This is a genomic window from Leisingera aquaemixtae (genome assembly GCF_001458395.1).
Lineage (GTDB): Bacteria > Pseudomonadota > Alphaproteobacteria > Rhodobacterales > Rhodobacteraceae > Leisingera > Leisingera aquaemixtae.
In genome coordinates, this window is sequence record NZ_CYSR01000040.1 from 92550 (window position 1) to 112060 (window position 19511).

A 19511-nucleotide genomic window follows, 5' to 3' on the forward strand; every position below is an offset into this window, starting at 1 on the left:
GTGCGCGGGGCCATTCGCCTATCTGGGAATCTCTGGGGATTCCCTGTGGATATCCGCACCGGGCCTGTGGGCTGTTTACCGCAATGGGCCAGCAAGCCTGTCCTATGAAGGCTACATGATGCGGCCGCGTTTGGATAGGCCCCTATATCTGCGCATCAGCTGCCGCGGGGAACGATTCGAGGCAGGCTTTTCCACAGCCCGCCGGGGAACGCTTAACCAAGCGTTAAGCGGATATTCGCGTGCCGCGCCTGCTGCGGCCCTGGCGGCGGACTGGCGGGCGATGTGCCCGCCGCAGCCTCACTCTGCCTTGTTGGCTTCCTGCCAGGCGCGCGGATCCTTGAGGAATGTCTCCACCTCGGCCAGCGTCTCCTCGCTGAAGCTTTTCTGTGCCTTGGCTTCTGCCAGAACATCCCACCAGGTGCACAGGTAATGCAGCTCAACGCCGTGGTCGCCCAGGCGCTTGGTGGTTTCGGGGAAGATGTCGTAGTAGAAGATCACCGCGGTGTGGCCGCAAGACGCGCCGGTTTCGCGGATTGCATCGACAAAGGACAGTTTCGAGCCGCCGTCGGTGGTCATGTCTTCCACGAGCAGCACCCGCTGATCCTCGGTCATCACCCCTTCGATGCGGGCGTTCCTGCCATAGCCCTTGGGCTTCTTGCGCACATAGGTCATCGGCAGCGCCAGCCGCTCCGCCACCAGCGCGGCAAACGGAATGCCCGCAGTTTCGCCGCCGGCGATGTTGTCGAACGCCTCAAAGCCCGCGTTGCGCATCACGGTGACGGCCATGAAATCCATCAGGGTGGAGCGGATGCGCGGGTAGGAGATCAGCTTGCGGCAGTCGATATAGCTGGGCGAGGGCAGGCCGGACGCCAGCGTATAGGGCGTCTCGGTATTGAAGTTCACCGCGCCGATTTCCAGCAGCATCCGGGCCGACAGGCGGGCGATTTCTTCTTTCGACGGGTAGGAAGAGGGGATCATGGCGGCGGGCATCCTTTGCGGCAGCGGTTTTGCTGTCCTTAAACCGGAACGCCACCGGTTTGAAGCCCCGGCGAAGGGCCGGCCCCCAATGATCGCGGGGGCCGGCCGCAGCGCGGGTCAGAAAATGAAATCGTTGCCCGACAGGTCGGCGATCCCGATCCCGTCCAGCGTGATCGTATTGCCGTTGTTGTCGCTGATCACGGCATCGCCATCGCCGTTTTCGGACAGGTGGTTGTTCTTCAGATCGCGGAACGACTTGATGGGGGTGACATCGGACAGGTCGATCTTTTCCTTGCGTCCGGCGGTCTCGAAATCCGACACGGTGTCGTCGCCGAAGGCGCCCCTGAAGATGAACCGGTCGGCGCCGCCGTCTCCGAACAGATCGTCGTTGCCGCCGTCGCCCAGGATCTTGTCGCGCCCGGCGCCGCCCATGATCAGGTCATCGCCGCCTTTGCCGGACAGCGTGTCATTGCCGCCCAGGCCCATCAGGCGGTTGCCGCCGCCATTGCCCAGCAGCTTGTCCGCGCTTTCCGAGCCGCGGGCCCGTTCGATGCTTTTCAGCGTGTCGCGGTCGCCGAACCCGTCGATGGCAAAGCCCTTGGCCAGGTCCACGGTCACGCCGTCCTCGCCGCCATAGCGCGCGTCGCGGTCATAGCGGACCTCGTCTTTGCCCTTGCCGCCGTTGATGGTGTCGTTGCCTTCGATGCCGCGGAAGTAGTTGGCCTTGCCGTTGCCAATCAGCTTGTCATCATGGGCGGAGCCGCGCAGCGCCTCGATGCTTTTCAGCGTGTCTGTCTTGCCCCAGCCGTCCGTCGCGGTGCCCTTGCCCAGATGCGCAATGACCCCATTCGGGTCATTGGTAAAGGCGACCTGATCAAAGGTGCCGCTGCCGCCGTTATAGGTGTCGCGCCCGTTGGAACTGACGAAATAGTCGTCACCGGCACCGCCATAAAAGGTGTCGCGGCCCGGCGTGCCGTAGAACTCGTCGTCTTCGGTGGAGGTTGCCCCGTCGATCGAGGACCAAGCGATTGGTGAGTTCGCGCCATACGCGCCAGTCGGTTTGGTTAAGGAGGCAATATCGTTCTCGACTGCGGACCAGCCCAACGTGTCAATGTCAGGCAACGCTTTGCCATCCAGTACAAAGTAGAATTCCGTGTCGGTGTTCGCACCTGTTTCAAGTGAGATAATCAGAATGACGCTCGATCCGCCGCTTTTCCAGTTCGCCTGCGTGATCAGGGCTTCCTCGGAAAGCACATCGAAGTCCGGATTGTCCAGATTGACGCCACCGAGAATGGCCTGAGCGACGTCATCGTTCATGTCGATGAAGAAAACTCCGTCGTCTTCTTCACCGGTGAAAGTGTATGTGAAGGTCGAGCTGGCGCTCGTAACCGTCACGGCGGCCTCGATCGAACTGGCGTTCGTCGTTGTATCTCCGTCGTAATCGACCCGCGCGCCACTGAACGTAAAAGTTGTCATACCCTTGCCCCTTACCGGTAAATGCCAGCGGCAGCCGCTGGCGGAAATCAATAGCCCGATACTTGAGTGGGGCTGCTGATTCCCGGCAAGGCGAAGGGGAGCGAAATTTTACTGTTGGTTAACAAGTGTTGCTATTCGGCACGCCAGTAAACCTCAAAGCCCGGATCAAACACGGTGACAGGCCCGTCGCCGGTCTCGATCTTCTCCGGAAACGCCACGGCGGTTTCCGACTTGGTCAGGGTCAGCGTCTGATCGCTCACCGGCAGACCATAAAAAGCAGGGCCGTGTTCGGAGGCAAAGCCCGCTAGCTTGTCCAGCGCGCCGTCTTCCTCGAACACATGCGCCAAGAGGGACATGGTATTTGTGGCGGTGAAACAGCCCGCACAGCCGCAGGCGCTTTCCTTGTTCGGGTCGGTATGGGGCGCCGAGTCCGTGCCGAGGAAATACCGCTTGTCGCCCGAGGTTGCGGCCCTCCGCAGCGCCAGCCGGTGCTCCTCGCGCTTGGCCACCGGCAGGCAGTAGTAATGCGGCTTGACGCCGCCCACCAGGATGTGGTTGCGGTTGATGATCAGGTGGTGCGTGGTGATCGTCGCGCCCAGATCACGCTCCTGGCTCGCCACGTAGTCGGCAGCGTTTTTGGTGGTGATATGCTCCATCACCACCCGCAGCCCCGGCGTGGAGCGGCGGATCGGGTCCAGCACCCGGTCGATGAACACCGCCTCGCGGTCGAAGATGTCGATGTCGTGGTCAGTCACTTCGCCGTGGGTGCAGAGCGGCAGGCCGATTTCGGCCATCTTCTCCAGCACCGGGCGCACCTTGTCGAAATCGCGCACACCGGAGGCCGAATTGGTGGTCGCCCCCGCCGGGTACAGCTTCACCGCCTTGACCAATCCGCTGGCATGGGCGGCGGCCACATCCGCCGGATCGGTGTCCTCGGTCAGGTAGAGGGTCATCAGCGGCTCGAACGCCATGCCGCCGGGCAGCGCCGCCAGAATGCGGTCGCGGTAGGCGGCGGCCTGGTCCCCGGTCACCACCGGCGGCACCAGGTTCGGCATGATGATGGCGCGGCCGAAATGGCGGGCGGTTTCGGGCAGTACGGCCTGCAGCATCGCGCCATCGCGCAGATGCAGGTGCCAGTCGTCGGGGCGGGGGATGGTCAGCGTCTGGGTCATGCGCCCGCGTTACCACATGGCAGCGGCGAAACAAAGCGGCGGATTGACCGGGCGGCGCCGCCGTTCAGCGTTTGGGCGGGAACCGGAATTCGCCGCTTTCGGCCCGCTGTTCCAGCTCCTGCAGGCGGCGGCGGAACCGCGGCGCCCGCATCCGCTCGGTCACGTTGCGGCACACCAGCGCAACCAGATAGTTGCGGTCCTCGCGCTCCAGCCGCCCCAGCAGGTTGCGCAGGTAGAAAGAGTTGTTGCGGCGGCTGCGGAACAGCTTGTGGAACGCCGCCGCCGTCAGCTTACGGCTGCCGGCCAGCGACAGGATGTGATACAGCATCTCCATCTCGATCAGCCGGGTCTGCACCGCATCGCCCAGATACGCCGCCCGCAGCCGGGTCACGTTCTTGCGGGCAAACAGCGAGGCGTGCATGGCGTCCAGACGCTCCTGCGGATCATAGATCACAAAGGCCTGTTCCGCCGCATCCAGCATATCCGGCGCATAGCCGTAGCGGTCGGTGAACGACAGGCGGCGCATCTCGGTGAACCGGTCGTCCCATTCGGTCATCCGCGGCTCCAGCGTCGCCTGCGGCTGCACCGCCACCACCACAGCGCCGGGGGCTGCCACCGAATAGGCCGCCGCCGCATAGCCGCAAGGCCCTGCGCCGTAAAAGATCACATTGTCAAATTCGTCGAAGAAGCCGTCATCAATCAGCTGGTCGAAAAAGCCGTAGATACGGTCATCGCGGAACCAGGTGTCGCCGTCGGAGACCACGCACATGTGCGACCAGCCCAGGTTCTTCACCAGATCGAATCCCAGCGGCTGCGCCAGATCGGACAGGTTGTGAATGCCCTGCATGGTCTCAAAGGTCACCAGCAGCGTGTTGCCCTGGTCGATGAAGGTGGCGAAGTGACGGCTGCCCAGTTGCTGGTGCATTCCGTACTCTTCCGCCAGGGCCGCCATCCGGGCCTTCCACTGCACAGGCTTCAGCCCGGAGAGGTCTTCTTCCAGATTTTCAAGTCCGTCCGGCATACCTGCTATCCTCTGCGCCCGTCGCAATACTGCGGGCTTGCTGCTCGGAGTCACAGTTAGGAGGCAATTGAGGCCAAATTTGGAAAAACTTCTGCCTCTTTAGGGCGTTGCAGCGTCCTTTCGGCGGCCTTCCGGCGCGGCGCCTGCGGTTCAGCTGCCGTCTTCGGGCTGCGCTCTGGCGGTCTGGCCCTGCAGGGCAAAGCCGCGCAGCAGCTCCGCCGCTGCCGGGCTCACCGCGCGTGAGGGCGGCGTCATCAGCAGCCGGGCAAACAGCGCGCGGGCGGGCTCCTGCTGCATCAGCGCTGCAAACCGTTCATGGCGCCACGCCACCGCGCTGGTATGCAGCCGCGCCAGCTCCGGGTCGCGCAGCAGGCCCGCTTGCAGCTCTGCCCGCGCCGCGCTGCTGCGCGGGATGGAAGTGTCGCTGGCCGCGCAGTAATTGCGCTCCACCCAGTAATCCATCCCCAGCTCCGCCTGCCGGTTGACCCGGCCGCGGTCGGCCTTCAGCACATAGCTCTCCATCGCGCCCAGCGGGTAGTGGTTCAACTGCGCCAGGCGCCCGTTCGGCTGGCCATAGCTGGAGAACAGTCGCTTGGTCTTGAACTCGGCGCCCAGCTCGCGCCCCTCGCAGTCGAACCAGCGGAAGCGGTCCAGCCGCGCCGCGTCTTTCACGTCGCGGGGCCGGTGGACGCCGCATTTGCGGTAGGTGCCGTCGTTGCGGTACAGCGTCTTGAACATCACCGACCGCCAGGGCCAGTGGATCACCTCCGGCGCGCAGCGGGTGAACTGTTCCGTCACCGGCTGATCCTCAAAGCGCACGATCCCGGCATTGCCGAACAGCCGCCAGGTCAGCGTCACCGCATCCGCCTGCGGCAGCGCCGCCAGCAGGTCCGCCACCGTGCCATCGCCGGTCTTGATGCAGACAAACTCGTCGATATCCAGCACCAGCACCCAATCGATCAGCTTCATCAGCGGATGCCGGTCCGCCTGTTTCAGCGCGGTGAACTGGATGCCGCCCTTGTCGTAAGGCCCCTCGTTGCGCACATGCGCGAGCTGCCCCAGCGCCTCCAGCCGGTCCAGCATCCGCGCCGTCCCGTCCTGGCAATTGTTGGAAAAGACCAGGAAATCGGTAAAGCCGGCGGCCCGGTGATGGGCCAGCCATTCCAGCAGAAAGGCAGCTTCGTTGCGCACGCAGAGGACGGCCAGTACCCGCATCGCTCTCAGGCCTCCCGGATTGAGGCAGGCTGGCAGAACAGCTTGTGCGGGGCTTTGCGCATGGCGTGCTTCTCGGTCCTCGTAACCCGCGCCCGGGTCAGCGCATCTCTGTTGTGAAGTTTTACCTGCCCGGACGGGATTTACAACTCTGCGGCCGTCCAGGGCCGGCGCCGCCGCAGCGTCGCGGCGGCGCGCGGCTTGACCGGGGCCGTCCTGCGTGGCCTGTTGGGCGGGGTAAAGGGAGGCTCAGCATGCAGCAGGCGCAGACTATCGATCAGGTCCAGCAGATTCTCTCCGGCCAGGGCTATGTCTGCGGCCGGGCGCTGGCCACGGTGGTGTTCCTGTCGCTGAAACTGGGCCGCCCGCTGTTCCTGGAGGGCGAGGCCGGCACCGGCAAGACCGAGATCGCCAAGGCGCTGGCCGCGGGCCTGGGCCGCCGCCTGATCCGGCTGCAGTGCTACGAGGGGCTGGACGCCGCCAGCGCCGTCTACGAATGGAACTTCGCCGCCCAGATGGTCGCCATCCGCACCGCAGAAGTTTCGGGCGAAGCCGCAGGCGCCGCCGGCCGCGTGGCCCTGCAGAACGAACTGTTCTCCGCCGATTACCTGATCGAACGCCCGCTGTTGCAGGCGATGCGCCCGGATGAGCGCGGCGCGCCGGTGCTGCTGATCGACGAGCTTGACCGCACGGATGAGCCGTTTGAGGCCTTCCTGCTGGAGGCGCTCAGCGACTTTCAGGTGACGATCCCGGAACTCGGCACCATCCACGCCCCCGAGCCGCCCATCGTGGTGCTCACCTCCAACCGCACCCGCGAAGTGCATGACGCGCTGAAACGCCGCTGCCTTTATCACTGGGTCGACTACCCGGATTTCAGCCGCGAGGTGGAAATCCTGAACGCCCGCGCCCCGGAGGCCAGCCAGCAGCTCAGCCGCGAAATCGTCGCCTTCGTGCAGGCCCTGCGGACCGAGGATCTGTTCAAGAAGCCGGGGGTGGCCGAAACCATCGACTGGGCCAATTGCCTGCTGGCGCTCGACGTCATCGCCCTCAGCCCTGAGGTGATCGCCGACACTCTCGGCGCCATCCTCAAGTACCAGGACGACATCGCCCGCCTGCAGGGCTCCGAGGCCAAGCGCATTCTGGATCAGGCGCGCGCCAGCCTGGACGCCGCCTGATGGTTCATCTTTCAAAAAATACTCCGGGGGAGGCCGGAGGCCGGGGGCAGCGCCCCCAGGGGCACTGATGCCTGACTATCCGCCGCTATCCCTGCCGGACAACCCCAAGCTGGTCCGCAACATCACCCATTTCGCCCGCGCCCTGCGCAAGGCCGGGCTGCCGATCGGCCCCGGCCGGGTGCTGGACGCGGTGCAGGCGGTGGCCGCCGCAGGCTTCACCAGCCGCGAGGATTTCTACTGGGCCCTGCACGCCTGTTTCGTCACCAAGCCGGAGCAGCGGCTGGTGTTTGCCCAGGTCTTCCGCCTGTTCTGGCGCGACCCCAGATACCTTGAGCAGATGATGGCCGCGATGCTGCCCGCGATCCGCGGCGTGCAGGAGGAGCGCACGGCAAAACCCGCCGAAAAACGCGCGGCGGAGGCGCTGCTGGACGGGATGCTCGATCCGCCCGATGTCCCGGCGGAAGAGCCGGAGGGCACGGAGATCGGCATCGACGCCTCCCGCACCGCCTCCGCTGAGGAGCGCCTGAAAACCCTCGATTTCGAACAGATGAGCACGGCTGAGATTGCCGCCGCCAAACGCATCTTGGCGCAGCTCGCGCTGCCGGTGACGCCGATCCAGTCGCGCCGCCTGATGGCCTCGCCCAACGGGCGCCGGGCGGACTGGCGCCGCACCCTGCGCAAGGCCGCGCGCCAGGGCGGCGACCTGCAGGAAATCGCCCGTGCCAAGCGCCGCATCCGCTGGCCCAACCTGGTGGTGCTCTGCGACATCTCCGGCTCGATGAGCCAGTACAGCCGCATCATCCTGCATTTCCTGCATTCCGTCGCCAACGCCAAGGGCGCGGGCTGGGCGCGGGTGCATGGGTTCACCTTCGGCACCCGGCTCACCAATATCACCCGCCACCTGCACCAGCGCGACGTCGACGCGGCGCTGGCCGCCGCAGGGGCGGAAGCGCAGGACTGGGAGGGCGGCACCCGGATCGGCGACTGCCTGCACGCCTTCAACCGCGACTGGTCGCGCCGGGTGATGGGGCAGGGCGCGGTGGTCCTGCTGATCACCGACGGGCTGGACCGCGGCGGCCCGGAGGCGCTGGCGCGCGAGATGCAGCGGCTGCAGCTGTCGTCGCGCCGCCTGATCTGGCTGAACCCCCTGCTGCGCTGGGACGGCTTTGCCCCCAAGGCGCAGGGCATCCGCGCCATGCTGCCCTATGCCGACAGCTTCCGCGCAGGCCACTCCATCGCCTCGCTGGAGGAGTTGGCGCAGGTGATCTCCAGCCCCTCCGATGCGGGCGAGAAGGCGCGCCTGATGGCGCTGCTGCCGCCTGCTGGAAAATGAATTCCAAAACCGGAATGTGACTTGATCTGAATCAAACCGTCTCTTATGGCTATGATATATTCTGAAAGCAGAATGTAACGTGCGAAAGGAGACATCATGCCACTCAACTGGAAAGCCGGGGGGCTCTTGCTGGGGCTGGTGTTCTTCCTGGCGGTGCTGCTGGTCAAACCCATCGGGGTCTCGACCCAGTTTGTGATCCTCGACGGCATCCTCGCGGACGCTGTGAACCCGCAGCTGGTGACGCAGACCGCCGACGGGTATACCTCCACCAACGCCTATCTGGCGAAATCGGACGGCAAATACGCGAAAGCCATCGCTAATCCGCTGAACTACAGCTTTGTCTTCGTGCTGGCGATGGCGCTGGGCGGGCTGCTGTCGGCCAAGCTGCGCGGCGGCATCACCGGGGCAGAGCGCAGCGTGCACGCCCTGTGGCGCGCCAATTTCGGGGACAGCCCGGCGAAACGCTATGCCGCGGCCTTCCTTGGCGGCTTCATCGTGCTTTACGGCGCCCGGCTGGCGGGCGGCTGCACCTCCGGCCACATGATGTCGGGCATGATGCAGACCGCGCTGTCGGGCTACATCTTCGCCGCCGGCGCCTTTGCCGCCGCCATCCCCGTCTCTCTGATGCTGTTCAAGAAGGAGGCCTGAGCCATGACAACCATCCTCCTGGCAATCGTGATCGGCGCCGCCTTCGGCGCGGTGCTGGACCGGATCGGGGCCTCCAACCCCAACTATATCGGCAAGATGCTGAACCTCACCGACCTGAACCTGGCGAAAACCATCCTGCTGGCGATCGGCACCGGCTCGGTCTTGATGTTCGGCGGCCAGATGGCGGGGCTGGTCGATGTTGGCCATATGTCGGTCAAGGCGGCCTATGCCGGCGTCTTCATCGGCGGGCTGATGCTGGGCGCGGGCTGGGCGCTGGCGGGCTACTGCCCCGGCACCGGCGTGGTCGCTGCCGCCTCGGGCCGCAAGGACGCGCTGTTCTTCATCGCGGGCGGCCTGGTGGGCGCGGCGGCCTATATGGTCACCTACCCGGCGTGGAAGGCCAGCGGCCTCTTGAACAGTTTCGCGGGCGGCAAGGTGACCCTGGGCACAGTGCCGGGCGCCGGATACGACGGCCTGACCGCGCTGCCCGGCGACCTTCTGGGGATCGTCCTGGGCCTTGGCTTCATCGCATTGGCCTTTGCCCTGCCGGAACGGCTGCTGCCGCAGAAACCTGCCGCGCAGCCTGCGGAATAAACTGCGCGCAGGGCAACAGGGGAGCGCCCGCCGGGGATGGCGGGCGCTTTCCGGTCTTTCGCCCGCCTTTTGCGGGCGCTTCGCGCTTGAAACTTCCCCTGCCAGCGCCGAGGTTTAAAGGCAGCCGCCGCCCGGGCGGCCCGGGGAGAGACGCAAGATGCAGCACACCGCCCAGTTTGAGACCGCGCCGGAGACCGCGCTGGAATGGCACACATCCGGCGCAGGCGCGGCCCTTGCGACCGTGGTGCAGACCTGGGGCTCCGCCCCGCGCCGCACCGGGGCGCAGCTGGCGGTGTCGGGCGATGGCAGGATCGAAGGCTCCGTCTCCGGCGGCTGCGTCGAAGGCGCCGTGGTGGTGGAGGCGCAGGAGGCGCTGGCGGACGGCAAGCACCGGCTTTTGGAATTCGGCGTCAGCGACGCGGATGCCTTTGCCGTCGGCCTCGCCTGCGGCGGCACCATCAAGGTGCTGGTGGAACCCATCGGTGCTGCGCTGCCTGCGGACCTGCTGGAAGACCTGGTGCAGGCCCGCGCCAGCCGCACGCCCGTGGCCTATGAGGTGAACCTGACCACCGGCGCCCGCCGTCTGGTGCGCGGCGCATACCCCGACCGGATGCGCATGGACCGGTCCGGGCTGGAGGAAGACGGCGAGACCTTCGTGGCTGTCCACAACCCGCCGCTGCGGCTGGTGGTGGTGGGCGCGGTCCATATCGCCCAAGCCCTGGTGCCGATGGCGCGGATTGCGGGCTATGACCCGGTGATCATCGACCCCCGCGCAGCCTTCGCCTCAGCGGAGCGCTTCCCCGGCGAGGCCCTGATGGATGACTGGCCGGACGAGGCGGTCCAGAAGCTGGGCCTCGACAGCCGCACCGCGCTGGTGCTGCTGACCCACGACCCGAAACTGGACGACCCGGCGCTGCAGGCGGCCCTGGTAGCGGATGTGTTCTACATCGGCGCGCTGGGCAGCAAGAAAACCCACGCTGCCCGCATCGCCCGGCTGCAGGAGGCAGGCTTCACCGAAGCCCAAATCGCCCGCATCCACGGCCCCATTGGCCTCGACATCGGCGCGGCGGGTCCGGCGGAAATCGCCGTCTCCATCCTTGCCGAAATGACCGCCGTCCTGCGCGGCAAACAGCCATGAGGTTCGGCCCGGTTCCCCTGAAGGACGCCGAGGGCGCCATCCTCGCGCACTCGCTGCAGGGCTCCAGCGGCAAGGTGGCCAAGGGCACGGTGCTGACGGCTGAAGACATCAAGGACCTTGCCGCCGCAGGCCACGAGACACTGACCGTCGCGCGGCTCGACCCCGCCGACATGCATGAGGACGCGGCGGCAGAGACACTGGCAAAGGCGCTGGTGCCGGACCCGTCCGCGCAGGGCATCCGGATCTCCGGCGCGGGCACCGGGCGGGTGAACCTCTATGCCACGGGCGCGGGCCTGGTGCGGCTGGACCGCGGCAAGCTTGAAGCCGTCAATGCGGTGGACCCGATGATCACCGTTGCCACCGTGCCGGACTATCACCGGGCCGATGCCGGGGGCATGCTGGCCACCATCAAGATCATCTCCTACGGCGTGCGTGCCGATGCCATCCGCCGCGCCAGCAGCGGGGCAGGGGACGCCATCCGGGTGCTGCCGCCGGTCCTGTCCTCCGCCACGCTGATCGAAACCACGGTGGGCGAGGACACCCCGCCGGACAATTTGCCTGACAAGGGCCGCGCCGCGATGGCAGGCCGGCTGCACCGGATGGGCCTCAGCCTGTCGGCGCGGGTGGTGGTGCCGCACCGGGAGGACGCGCTGGCCGAGGTGATTACCCGGGCACCGGGGCAGCTGGTGCTGATCCTCACCGGCTCCGCCACCTCTGACATTCACGACGTTGCTCCCGAAGCGCTGCGCCTCGCAGGCGGCACCATGACCCGCTTCGGAATGCCGGTCGATCCCGGCAACCTGCTGTTTCTGGGCACCTGCCGGGACAAGCCGGTGATCGGCCTGCCGGGCTGCGCCCGTTCTCCGGCCCTCAACGGTGCCGACTGGGTGCTGGAGCGGGTGATCTGCGGCCTGCCTGTCCGCTCTGCCGATATCGCCGCCATGGGCGTCGGCGGGCTGTTGAAGGAAATCCCCACCCGCCCGATGCCGCGCCGCGATGCAGAAGGCTGACGCCGCAGCGCAGCGCGGGATTTGTGACGCAGGGTCACAACCTTGGGTAAGCCCTTCTGACGCGAATTTTACCCCTTGCCCCCCCGTTAAAACACTTCGCGGACGGCGCGGCCCGTGCTTAACTCCCGTCAGCCAGACAAAAACAAGCTAAAGGGAGGGTACTATGGCCAAGGTCTCCATGACCGTGAACGGCAAGGATGCCAGCGGCGAGGTCGAAGGGCGCACGCTGCTGTCCTCATTCCTGCGCGAGCAGCTGGGGCTGACCGGCACCCATGTTGGCTGCGACACCAGCCAGTGCGGCGCCTGCGTTGTGCATGTGGACGGCAAGGCGGTGAAGGCCTGCACCATGCTGGCGCTGGAGGCCGAGGGGGCCGAGGTCGCCACCATCGAAGGCCAGGCCAACGCCGACGGCTCGCTCAACACCATCCAGCAGGCGTTCCAGGACCATCACGGGCTGCAATGCGGCTTCTGCACGCCGGGCATGGTGATGTCGGCGGCGGCGCTGCTGAAGGACAACCCCAAACCCAGCGAACAGGAAATCCGCGACTACCTCGAAGGCAACCTCTGCCGCTGCACCGGCTACCACAATATCGTCAAGGCGATCATGGCGGCCTCCGGGCAGGATGTGTCCTCCATCGCGGCGGAATGAGCAGACGACCCCAGGCCGGACCGCGGCCTGAGCTGACCAAGGAGTAAGTGACAAAGAGGTGCGCCAGTGGCAGCACCCTCCAGGGAGGAAAGACCAGACATGCCCAAGGACCAAGGCATCGGCGCCAGCCCCAAGCGGCGCGAGGACGTGCGGTTCCTGACAGGAGCCGGAAACTACACCGACGACATCAATGTGAACGGCCAGGCCTATGTGCATTTCCTGCGCGCGGATGTGGCCCATGCGACCATCAACTCCATCGATACATCCGCGGCTGAGACGATGCCCGGCGTGGTGAAGGTCTTCACCGGCGCAGATTTCGCCGAGGTGGGCGGCATCCCCTGCGGCTGGGGCGTCACCGATCGCCACGGCAACCCGCAGCAGGAGCCGCGACACCCGATCATCGCCGACGGCACCATCCGCCACGTGGGCGAGATCGTCGCTGCCGTGGTCGCCGACACGCTGGAGCAGGCCCGCGATGCGGCGGAAGCCATCGAACTGGACCTGAGCGACAAGCCCGCGGTGGTCAATATGGCCGCCGCACTGGCAGAGGATGCCGCCAAGGTGCATGAGGACCTGACCTCAAACCTCTGTTATGACTGGGTGTTCGGCAATCCCGATGACGATGCGGTGCAGGCGGCCTTTGACTCTGCGGCGCATGTGACGACGCTGGAACTGGTCAACAACCGGCTGGTCGCCAACCCGATGGAGCCGCGCGTGGCGATCGGTGAATACACACGTGGCACGGACGAATACACGCTCCACACCACCAGCCAGAACCCGCATGTGATCCGCCTCCTGATGTGCGCCTTTGTGCTGGGCCTGCCAGAACACAAGGTTCGGGTGATCGCGCCCGATGTGGGTGGCGGCTTCGGCTCCAAGATATTCCACTATGCCGAGGAAGCCTTCTGCACCTTCGCCGCCAAGGCCTGCGGGCGGGCGGTGAAATGGACCTCCACCCGGGCCGAGGCCTTCATCTCCGACGCCCATGGCCGCGACCATGTGACCAAGATCGAGCTGGCGCTGGACGCGGACAACAACTTCACCGCGCTGCGCACCAACACGATGGCCAACATGGGCGCGTATCTGTCGACTTTCTCCACCTCGGTGCCCAGCTACCTGCACGGCACCCTGATGGCGGGGAACTACAAGACGCCGATCGTGCAGGTGAACGTGAAGACCGTGTTCACCAATACGGTGCCGGTCGATGCCTACCGCGGTGCGGGCAGGCCCGAGGCGACCTTCCAACTGGAGCGGGTGATTGACAAGGCTGCGCGCGAACTGGGCGCCGACCCGATTGCGCTGCGCCGCCAGAACTTCATCACCGAGTTTCCCTATGAAACCCCGGTGGCGCTGACCTATGACACCGGCGACTATGTGGCGACCATGGACAAGCTGGAGGAAGTCGCGGACATCGCCGGCTTTGCCGCCCGCCGTGCGGAAAGCGAGAAGAACGGCAAGCTGCGCGGCTTCGGCGTCAACTGCTATATCGAGGCCTGCGGCATCGCGCCCTCCAACATCGTCGGCATGCTGGGCGCGCGGGCGGGCCTTTATGACGCCGCCACCGTGCGGGTGAATGCCACCGGAACCATCAGCGTCTTTGTCGGCGCGCATTCGCACGGGCAGGGGCATGAAACCTCCTTCCCGCAGGTGGTCGCGGATATGATCGGCATTGATGAAAGCATGGTCGATATCGTGCATGGCGACACCGGGCGGGTGCCCTTCGGCATGGGCACCTACGGGTCGCGCTCCATCGCCGTCTGCGGCTCCGCCATGGTGCGGGCGACCGAGAAGATCATCAGTAAGGCCAAGAAGATCGCAGCCCATCTGATGGAGGCGTCTGACGCCGATATCGAATTGAAGGACGGCCAGTTCACCGTTGCAGGCACCGACAAATCGGTGGCCTGGGGCGATGTCACCCTGACGGCTTACGTGCCCCACAACTACCCGCTGGAGGAGCTGGAGCCGGGGCTGGAGGAGACCGCGTTCTATGATCCCGCCAACTTCACCTATCCGTCCGGCGCCTATGCCTGCGAGGTGGAAGTGGATCCCGACACCGGCAAGGTCACCATCGAGCGCTTCGCGGCTGCCGATGATTTCGGCAATATCATCAACCCGATGATCGTCGACGGCCAGGTCCATGGCGGGCTGGGGCAGGGCATCGGCCAGGCGCTCTTGGAAAACGCGGCCTATGACGAAGACGGCCAGCTGTTGTCGGCCTCCTTCATGGATTACGCCATGCCGCGCGCGGATGACGTGCCGTTCTACCAGGTGGATCATACCTGCCAGACCCCCTGCACCCACAACCCCTTGGGGGTGAAGGGCTGCGGCGAGGCAGGCGCCATCGGCTCGCCCCCGGCGGTGGTCAACGCGGTGATCGACGCGCTGCAGTCGGGCGGCAAGAGTGTCACCCATATCGACATGCCGCTGTCGCCCGCGCGGGTCTGGGCGGCGATGAACGGGTAAGGGCTCATGGGGGCGCTGCCCCCATACCCCCGGAGTATTTTCGGAAAGATGAAAGCCGGTCAGCCGGTTTTCGGAAAGGATACGCGATGTATGAATTCGAATTCGAGAAACCCTCGACCGTCGCTGAGGCCGTGGCCGCGCTGGCGGATGAGGACGCGCAGGCGCTCGGCGGCGGGCAGACGCTGATCCCGACGCTGAAGCAGCGGCTGGCGATGCCGTCGAAACTGGTCTCCCTCACCGGCATTGCGCAGCTGAAGGAGCTGAGCGACAACGCCGGCATGCTGACCATCGGCGGCGCGGTCACCCATGCCGAGGCGGCCGAAGCCGCGGCGGGCCCCTACCCGGCGCTGGCGGATCTGGCCAGCCATATCGGCGATCCGGCGGTCCGCAACCGCGGCACCATCGGCGGCTCGCTGGCCAACAATGACCCGGCCGCCTGTTATCCGGCGGCGGCGCTGGGCAGCGGTGCCACCATCGTCACCAGCCGGCGCGAGATCACCGCCGATGACTACTTCCGCGGCCTGTTCGAAACCGCGCTGGAAGAGGGCGAGATCATCACCGCGGTGCGCTTTCCGGTGCCGCAGAAGGCCAATTACCAGAAGTTCGAGCAGCCCGCCTCCCGCTTTGCGCTGGTCGGCGTGTTTGTTGCGAAATACGCCGCCGGCGTGCGGGTGGCCGTTACCGGCGCGTCAGAGGAGGGCGTGTTCCGCTGGCGCGAGGCCGAGGCGGCGCTGGATGCCAGTTTCGCGCCTGACGCGCTCGACGGCCTCAGCCTGGATGCCGGCGGCATGATCGGCGATTTGCACGGCACCAAGGAATACCGCGCCCATCTGGCGGCAGTGGTGACCAGGTGGGCGGTGGCGGCGGCGGCCTGAGACCGGCTGAACCGCGGAGAGGCAGCAGGCACCGGGGTCCGGTGCCTGTTTGCGTTTGGGGCCGGGCACCCATCCAAGGCATAAGAAAAGCCCCGCAGGACGGGCCTGCGGGGCTGTGCCGTGCACCTGCGGTGCGGCTTACTTCTTGGCCAGCGGGCCGATCATCATGATCATCTGGCGGCCTTCCATCTTCGGCATGTTTTCGACCTTGCCGATTTCCTTGGTGTCTTCGGCCACCCGTTCCAGCAGCTCGCGGCCGAGGTTCTGGTGCGCCATCTCGCGGCCGCGGAAGCGCAGGGTGACTTTCACCTTGTCGCCGTTTTCCAGGAACTTGAAGACGTTGCGCATCTTCACGTCATAGTCATGAGTGTCCGTGTTGGGACGGAACTTGACCTCTTTGACCTCGATGATCTTCTGCTTCTTACGGGCTTCGCTCTCGCGTTTTTGCTGTTCGTACTTGAACTTGCCAAAGTCCATGATCTTGCACACGGGCGGGTTGGCATTGGGCGAGATTTCAACCAGATCCAGTCCGGCTTCGGCAGCCATTTCCATGGCCTTGGCCGGATGCACGACACCGGCGTTTTCACCATCGGCGCCAATCAGGCGGATTTCGGGGGCGCGGATTTTTTCGTTGACGCGCGGGCCGGTATCACGTTGCGGCGGCGCGTTATGAGGTCTGCGGGCTATGACTGCTATCCTTCTGTCATTGCAAAAAGTGCGGGAACGCTACTGCCCCCGCGCGTGTGATTCAAGACTTATGGGCGGTATGGCGGCAGGAAAGCTGTTTTTCAAGGCCGCATATCGCGGACAGCCCTTGAAACGGGCGCTTTTGCGGCCTGTTGCGGCGGCCGGGGCGCGAGCGGCAACGTCCTGATAAGGCAGGGTTGCGGCGGGGTTCCGCCGGTGGGCTGCCGACGGCGGCGCGGGCCCGCCCGTGAGGCCGCGTCCGGGAACTTTCCCCTTGAGCGGAGCCGCTTGCGGTCCCATTTGGCAAAGCAGAAGGCGAGAGACCGGCCAGCAGGGCCGGATCATGGAAGGAGCCCATTATGAAAAAACTGTTGATCGTGATTGCCGTGGCCATTGCAGCGGTGGCTGCCTTTATGCTGCTGACCGGTCCGGAGCCGGAGGAGACCGTGCCGCAGGTGCAGGAAGAGCAGAGCAGCACCGTTCCGGAATCCGCCGAAGAGAGCACCGCCCCGGCTGAACAGGCTGCCGAAGACGCGGCGGCGGCCGTGGAGGAGGCGATTGAAACCGGTGCCGAAGCTGCCGGCGCGGCGGTTGATGCCGTGCAGGACACGCTGAACCAGGCGGTGGATGCCGCTGCCGGGGCAGCCGGCGATGCCGTTGACGCGGTTCAGGACTCTGCCGGTCATGACGGCGGCGTGGCCGATTTGGCCGGTGAGGCCGCGGATGCGGCGGATCAGGCCGTGGATCAGGCAGGCCAGGCTGCGGATGCCGCAGCGGACAGCGCTGCAGGCGCAGCGGATGCGGCGCAGGATGCCGCGGCAGATGCCGCCACTGAGGATCTGAACAGCGCAACCGGATCGGTTGAGGGCGATGCCGCCGTGGAAACCGAAGGCACCGCCGGCAGCAATTAAGCGCTGCTGACGCCGCTTCGCGGCCGGTGACATAACGCCGCGCGGCCGGGCTGGACCGGCCGCCGGTTCAAGACGCTGTTCAGTGCGGCCCGGTCAAGGCGGCCCGAAAAAAGGCAGCTTTTTCAGTGCGGGCGGGCCTGGGCCTGCTGGGCCACGCGGGCGATCTGATCCAGCGCGCTGTGGCCGCTTGCCGGGGGCTGCGGCGCCAGGAAGGCCAGGAAGGTTTCCCAGCCGGCGGCGTTGCTGCCCTGTTTGCGGGCGCGCTGGATCTGCAGCTGCGCCACGCCGACCAGGTCCAGCGGTTTGGACCCGTCATAGGCGCTGCCGGTGATACCGGCCAGATGGCTGCGGAACTTCGCGCCCATCGAGTTCAGCAGAAGCATCGGCCCGGTCACCGGCTGCCCGGCCTGCACCAGCGCGTCGAACATCTGGTCGATGTCCTGCGGCGCGATGGCGCGCGGGTCATAGCCCGCCTTAATGCCGGCAATCTTTTCGGGGATCGAGGGCTGCACCTGGTCGGTGCGGGCCTGAAAGCCTGCCACCGCAGCCTTGACGCGGGCCTTGCCTGCCTCTGTTCTGACGGACATGAAGACGGGCGCCTGCCCGGAGGCCATTTCATTCTGCATTTCGAGCTTCTCCGTTCTGGATACTTGCTCCCGGAATACAGAATCATCCCCAACAAATGATAAACGGGAGGCGGCGGCCTCCCGTCAAAACAGTGTCAAAAATGGGGCTGCCAGCGGCGGCCCTCCGGCGCCGGATCAGTCCAGGAACGCCTTTTCCACCACGAAATGCGCGGGCCTGGAATTGGCGCCTTCCTCCAGCCCGTAGGTGTTCTCGAACAGGTCCTTGAGCTCCAGGTTGAAGGCCAGGTTGCCGCAGATCATCGCGCGGTCGCTTTCCGGGTTCAGCGGCGGCACGCCGAGATCGGCAAACGCCTCGCCGGAACGCATCAGGTCGGTGATGCGGCCCATCTTGGGGCTCTCTTCGCGGGTGGTGGTCGGGTAATATTTGATCTTCTTCCAGAAGCCTTCGCCGATCACCTCATTCAGGAGCTCGTCGTCCTTCAGGCTTTCGATCAGTTCGCGGCCATAGGTCAGCTCGCCCGCCTCGCGGCAGGTGTGGGTGATGATCACCTCGTCGAATTTCTCATAGGTTTCCGGCTCGCGCAGCAGCGAGGCAAAGGGCGCAAAGCCGGTGCCGGTGGCAAAGAACCAGATCCGCTTGCCGGGCACCAGCGCGTCATGCACCAGGGTGCCGACGGGCTTGGGGCGCAGGATGATCTCGTCGCCTTCCTTGATGTGCTGCAGCTTGGAGGTCAGCGGGCCGTCCTGCACCTTGATGGAGTAGAACTCCATTTCCTCGTCCCAGCTGGGGGAGGCGATGGAATAGGCGCGCAGCAGCGGTTTCTGCTTGCCGGTCTTGGGGTCCGGATCGCCCATCAGGCCGATCATCACGAACTCGCCGGAGCGGAAGCGCAAGGACGCGGGCCGGGTGCAGCGGAAGGAAAACAGCCGGTCGGTCCAGTGCTTCACTTGGGTGACGGTCTGGGCGTCGGGCAGGGCCGGCACCGCTTTGGCCGGTTTCGGGTCGGTTGCAGTGTCGGTCACGGGTGTCATCTCATTCATCGGTTCCACTGCCGGAGGAGTAGCCGGCACCTCTGATTAATCTTTGATACAGGTCAGGAAAAGCCCCCGTTTTGGAAAACCGGCCCCGCGCGTGACGCAACGGAACCGGTTCGAGGGGCGTTTCCCGGGTTCGGGGGCTGGCTCAGCGGGCGGCGGTGCTGCCGCGCAGGCGGGCCTGATAGCTGTGGTCCTGCCAGTTGGCGCGGGCCAGCCACTGGTCCTCGGGCTGGCGGGCGGCCAGTTCATCGGACAGCTCCACCTCGTCAAAGCCGGAGCGGCGGGCCATTGCGTACTGGTCGGCGATCACATGGCCGAAGGCGCGCAGGCGGCCCTCATACCCCCTGAGCCGCAGCTGGCGGGCCAGGGTGAAGCCGCGGCCGTCGGCAAAGCTGGGGAACTCAACCCGCACCAGCTCGACGCCGTCCAGCGGCACGTCGTTCAGATTGGCGTCCGAGGCCAGCTCCAGCACGTTTGAGCCGTCAAAGCCGCCGGTCCAGTCATCAGCAGCAAAGCCGGTGTCGGTCACGATAACAGTCATCTC

Annotated in this window: 19 protein-coding genes; 10 read left to right on the top strand and 9 right to left on the bottom strand. The window is 65.8% G+C overall.

The window, feature by feature from the left end; translation table 11 throughout:
- Positions 1 to 297: 297 nt before the first annotated feature.
- The 5 genes from PHA8399_RS20570 to PHA8399_RS20590 form a co-directional block, all read right to left on the bottom strand.
- Entirely contained in the window at positions 298 to 978 is a 681-nt protein-coding gene (locus PHA8399_RS20570) for an orotate phosphoribosyltransferase (RefSeq protein ID WP_058288162.1), read from the bottom strand.
- 117 nt (positions 979 to 1095) lie between these two features.
- Entirely contained in the window at positions 1096 to 2454 is a 1359-nt protein-coding gene (locus PHA8399_RS20575; protein WP_082649598.1) for a calcium-binding protein, read from the bottom strand.
- Positions 2455 to 2585: 131 nt separating this feature from the next.
- Complete coding sequence (gene pyrC, locus PHA8399_RS20580) at positions 2586 to 3626, bottom strand: dihydroorotase (RefSeq protein ID WP_058287959.1); 1041 nt, start codon at positions 3624 to 3626, stop codon at positions 2586 to 2588.
- 64 nt (positions 3627 to 3690) lie between these two features.
- A complete protein-coding gene (locus PHA8399_RS20585; protein ID WP_058287960.1) occupies positions 3691 to 4647 on the bottom strand; it encodes a hypothetical protein in 957 nt (318 codons plus the stop codon).
- A 150-nt stretch (positions 4648 to 4797) separates the two neighbouring features.
- Positions 4798 to 5862, bottom strand: a complete 1065-nt coding sequence (locus PHA8399_RS20590) for a glycosyltransferase family 2 protein (RefSeq protein WP_058287961.1) — start codon at positions 5860 to 5862, stop codon at positions 4798 to 4800.
- A 251-nt stretch (positions 5863 to 6113) separates the two neighbouring features.
- Between PHA8399_RS20590 and PHA8399_RS20595 the strand changes: the two genes are divergently transcribed.
- The 9 genes from PHA8399_RS20595 to PHA8399_RS20635 all read left to right on the top strand — a co-directional run bounded on the left by PHA8399_RS20595 (position 6114) and on the right by PHA8399_RS20635 (position 15744).
- Complete coding sequence (locus PHA8399_RS20595; protein ID WP_058287962.1) at positions 6114 to 7034, top strand: AAA family ATPase; 921 nt, start codon at positions 6114 to 6116, stop codon at positions 7032 to 7034.
- Positions 7035 to 7101: 67 nt separating this feature from the next.
- On the top strand, positions 7102 to 8367 hold the full coding sequence (locus tag PHA8399_RS20600) for a vWA domain-containing protein (protein ID WP_058287963.1): 1266 nt from the start codon (positions 7102 to 7104) through the stop codon (positions 8365 to 8367).
- Positions 8368 to 8463: 96 nt separating this feature from the next.
- Complete coding sequence (locus PHA8399_RS20605; protein WP_058287964.1) at positions 8464 to 9015, top strand: YeeE/YedE thiosulfate transporter family protein; 552 nt, start codon at positions 8464 to 8466, stop codon at positions 9013 to 9015.
- A gap of 3 nt (positions 9016 to 9018) precedes the next feature.
- Positions 9019 to 9609: a DUF6691 family protein gene (locus PHA8399_RS20610; RefSeq protein ID WP_058287965.1), complete on the top strand. Its 591-nt coding sequence runs from the start codon at positions 9019 to 9021 to the stop codon at positions 9607 to 9609.
- Between the two features lie 157 nt (positions 9610 to 9766).
- Positions 9767 to 10747, top strand: coding sequence for an XdhC family protein (locus PHA8399_RS20615; protein ID WP_058287966.1), 981 nt, complete (start codon positions 9767 to 9769; stop codon positions 10745 to 10747).
- Positions 10744 to 11757 (top strand): molybdopterin-binding protein, encoded by a 1014-nt coding sequence (locus PHA8399_RS20620; RefSeq protein WP_058287967.1) that lies wholly within the window; start codon positions 10744 to 10746, stop codon positions 11755 to 11757. The genes PHA8399_RS20615 and PHA8399_RS20620 overlap by 4 nt, the downstream gene beginning before the upstream one ends.
- 163 nt (positions 11758 to 11920) lie before the next feature.
- Positions 11921 to 12406: a (2Fe-2S)-binding protein gene (locus PHA8399_RS20625; protein WP_058287968.1), complete on the top strand. Its 486-nt coding sequence runs from the start codon at positions 11921 to 11923 to the stop codon at positions 12404 to 12406.
- A 99-nt stretch (positions 12407 to 12505) separates the two neighbouring features.
- On the top strand, positions 12506 to 14869 hold the full coding sequence (locus PHA8399_RS20630; protein ID WP_058287969.1) for a xanthine dehydrogenase family protein molybdopterin-binding subunit: 2364 nt from the start codon (positions 12506 to 12508) through the stop codon (positions 14867 to 14869).
- 86 nt (positions 14870 to 14955) lie between these two features.
- Positions 14956 to 15744: an FAD binding domain-containing protein gene (locus PHA8399_RS20635; RefSeq protein ID WP_058287970.1), complete on the top strand. Its 789-nt coding sequence runs from the start codon at positions 14956 to 14958 to the stop codon at positions 15742 to 15744.
- A gap of 138 nt (positions 15745 to 15882) precedes the next feature.
- On the opposite strand, the gene infC is transcribed toward PHA8399_RS20635, so the two are convergent.
- Positions 15883 to 16440: a translation initiation factor IF-3 gene (gene infC, locus PHA8399_RS20640; protein WP_333867459.1), complete on the bottom strand. Its 558-nt coding sequence runs from the start codon at positions 16438 to 16440 to the stop codon at positions 15883 to 15885.
- Between the two features lie 350 nt (positions 16441 to 16790).
- Between infC and PHA8399_RS20645 the strand changes: the two genes are divergently transcribed.
- Positions 16791 to 17342, top strand: a complete 552-nt coding sequence (locus tag PHA8399_RS20645; RefSeq protein ID WP_058287972.1) for a hypothetical protein — start codon at positions 16791 to 16793, stop codon at positions 17340 to 17342.
- A 122-nt stretch (positions 17343 to 17464) separates the two neighbouring features.
- Here the strand turns inward: PHA8399_RS20645 and PHA8399_RS20650 are convergent, their stop codons facing one another.
- The 3 genes from PHA8399_RS20650 to PHA8399_RS20660 form a co-directional block, all read right to left on the bottom strand.
- The gene (locus PHA8399_RS20650) at positions 17465 to 17929 is read right to left on the bottom strand and encodes a hypothetical protein (protein WP_244270273.1); all 465 of its coding nucleotides are present in this window, start codon (positions 17927 to 17929) and stop codon (positions 17465 to 17467) included.
- A gap of 174 nt (positions 17930 to 18103) precedes the next feature.
- Positions 18104 to 18970, bottom strand: a complete 867-nt coding sequence (locus tag PHA8399_RS20655; protein ID WP_058287974.1) for a ferredoxin--NADP reductase — start codon at positions 18968 to 18970, stop codon at positions 18104 to 18106.
- A gap of 142 nt (positions 18971 to 19112) precedes the next feature.
- Positions 19113 to 19508 (bottom strand): DUF934 domain-containing protein, encoded by a 396-nt coding sequence (locus tag PHA8399_RS20660; RefSeq protein ID WP_058287975.1) that lies wholly within the window; start codon positions 19506 to 19508, stop codon positions 19113 to 19115.
- Positions 19509 to 19511 lie beyond the last annotated feature (3 nt).